General features: G+C 53.1%; 3 protein-coding genes. All 3 read left to right on the top strand.

Annotation, left to right across the window (positions count from 1 at the left end):
• The first annotated feature begins 144 nt into the window (after positions 1-144).
• Genes ABYT30_RS18345 through mnmA form a run of 3 tightly spaced genes read left to right on the top strand, consistent with a single transcriptional unit; the run spans position 145 to position 2,403 of the window.
• Positions 145-795: a pseudouridine synthase gene (locus ABYT30_RS18345; protein ID WP_373082344.1), complete on the top strand. Its 651-nt coding sequence runs from the start codon at positions 145-147 to the stop codon at positions 793-795.
• Positions 796-841: 46 nt separating this feature from the next.
• On the top strand, positions 842-1,288 hold the full coding sequence (locus ABYT30_RS18350) for an NUDIX hydrolase (RefSeq protein WP_373082347.1): 447 nt from the start codon (positions 842-844) through the stop codon (positions 1,286-1,288).
• A complete protein-coding gene (mnmA, locus tag ABYT30_RS18355) occupies positions 1,288-2,403 on the top strand; it encodes a tRNA 2-thiouridine(34) synthase MnmA (RefSeq protein ID WP_373097965.1) in 1,116 nt (371 codons plus the stop codon). The genes ABYT30_RS18350 and mnmA overlap by 1 nt, the downstream gene beginning before the upstream one ends.
• The last annotated feature ends 97 nt before the right edge of the window (positions 2,404-2,500 follow it).

A 2,500-nucleotide genomic window follows, 5' to 3' on the forward strand; every position in this document is an offset into this window, starting at 1 on the left:
CCATGGTTTATCAGTTAGTATCTGTGCTCGCACTTGCTCACAATACGAAGATTGACTGTATTAGGTACAATACAGCTTCGGTAAAAAGCGCGACATTGTAACACTTTATACCGAGATTTCTTCTATGAATGAGCCTATTTTAACGTGAGCGACATTTTTATTTTTAACAAGCCCTTTCAGGTGATGAGTCAATTTACTGACTCAGATGGCCGGGCCACCCTAGCCGATTACATCAGGATCCCCGCCATTTATCCAGCGGGAAGACTCGATTACGACTCTGAAGGCCTGATGATTTTAACTGGAGACGGCGAACTCCAGCACCAAATCAGCCATCCTCGCCACAAATTAAAAAAAACCTACTGGGTCCAAGTTGAGGGTGAAATCAGCGCCCACGCTATAGCGCAGCTGTGCAAAGGGGTTATGCTCAAGGACGGCCCTACACTGCCGGCAAGTGCCACCGCCATCGATGAACCCGGCTCGCTATGGCCGCGAGACCCGCCGGTGCGCTTTCGGGCTGCGATCCCCACCTCATGGCTCAGCCTACAAATAAGCGAAGGCCGCAACCGCCAAGTTCGCCGCATGACCGCCGCGGTAGGATTTCCTACGCTGCGCCTGATTCGCGCAGCGATTGGCGACTGGTCGCTTTGCGGCCTAGCGCCCGGTGAGTACCGCAAAATCACGCTCGGCGAGGAGTTCAAACGCTATGCCAGCCCCAAAAAGCCGGCAAGCAGAGCATTTAAGCGCAAGCCGAAAAGCAAAACTCTTGGCCCCAAGCCGCGTAAACGTAGTCCTTAAGCGCTAGCAGCTGTTACAATTTCGCTTTTTAGCGTTCGGACCTATTATGGATTGGCAGCCCCACGTCACTGTGGCGACTCTCGTTGAAAATGACGGCAAATTCCTTTTTGTTGAAGAGATCAAGAACGGGCAGCGCGTCATTAATCAGCCCGCAGGCCATCTTGAGCAAAACGAAAGCCTGATCGAAGCTGCTCAGCGGGAAACACTGGAAGAAACCCAGTGGCGCGTTGAAATACTGGGTATTGTCGGCTTTGGCCTCTACACGGCCCCAGCAAATGGCGTAACCTATCAGCGCACCAGCTTTTTCGCGCGGCCCATCGCATTTTGCCCGGACCAGCCTTTAGATAGCGACATCGAACAAGCCATTTGGCTAACACTCGACGAGCTAAAAGAACGTCGCGCCATGCTGCGCAGCCCGCTGGTGCTGGAATGCCTTGAGCGTTATCTCGATGGCCATCGCTACCCCTTATCTATGATTTACGGAACTCGCTGATGCAAGAAAGCACACAGCAAGACAACAGCAAGACTAAAGTCATCGTCGGCATGTCCGGCGGCGTCGACTCCTCGGTTTCCGCCCTGCTATTAATGCAACAAGGGTATCAAGTCGAAGGCCTGTTTATGAAAAACTGGGACGAAGACGACGGCACCGAGTATTGCACTGCCAAAGATGACCTAGCCGATGCCGCGGCCGTCTGCGAAACCCTAGGCATTCACCTGCACACTGCTAATTTTGCCAGCGAATACTGGGATAATGTCTTTGAGCACTTTTTGGCAGAATACCAGGCGGGACGTACACCAAACCCCGACATACTCTGCAATCGCGAAATTAAATTTAAAGCCTTTCTCGATTACGCGCTGGTCTTAGGCGCAGATTACATTGCCACCGGGCACTACACCCGCCGCCGCGACACTGATGACGGCAGCCAGCTGCTTAAAGGCTTAGACGCAAACAAAGACCAGAGTTACTTCCTCCACGCCGTGGGCAGCGAACAGTTAGCCCGAACGCTATTTCCCGTTGGGGAAATTGATAAGCCCGAAGTTCGCGCCCTCGCTGAAGAACACGGACTGGTCACCCACAACAAAAAGGACAGCACCGGGATTTGTTTTATCGGTGAACGTCGTTTTAAAGACTTCCTACAGCAATACCTCCCCGCCAAGCCCGGTCGTATCGAAAGTTTGGATGGCGTGGATATGGGCCAGCACAGCGGCCTGATGTACCACACCATCGGTCAGCGCCAAGGCTTGGGTATCGGCGGCGTTAAAGGCGGCGGCGAAGAGCCTTGGTATGTTGTAGATAAGGATTTAACACGCAATGTATTGCTGGTCGCCCAAGGTGGTCAACATCCGGCGCTATTTAAGCAAGCCCTACAGGTAAGCGAAATCCACTGGATCACCGGCCAAGTCCCGCAATTCCCCTACGCTTGTAAGGCGAAAACCCGCTACCGGCAGGCAGACCAAGAATGTGAAATTCGCGCCGTCGACGGCGGTTATGAGGTGCATTTCCGTGAAGCTCAACGCGCAATTACCCCCGGCCAATCCGTGGTCTTTTACGACGGCGACATCTGCCTCGGCGGTGGCGTTATCGAAGCAGGGTTTAATTATTTATGAGTAGCGTAGTAAGCAAACCCGAGCAACTCGCTAGACAACAAGTTCTGGCCCTCGCGGCTATTGTGCAAGGTACGGTATTGGTAGATCAAATAGCCCG

It is taken from the genome of Zhongshania sp., from assembly GCF_041623545.1.
In the GTDB taxonomy this organism is placed as follows: domain Bacteria; phylum Pseudomonadota; class Gammaproteobacteria; order Pseudomonadales; family Spongiibacteraceae; genus Spongiibacter.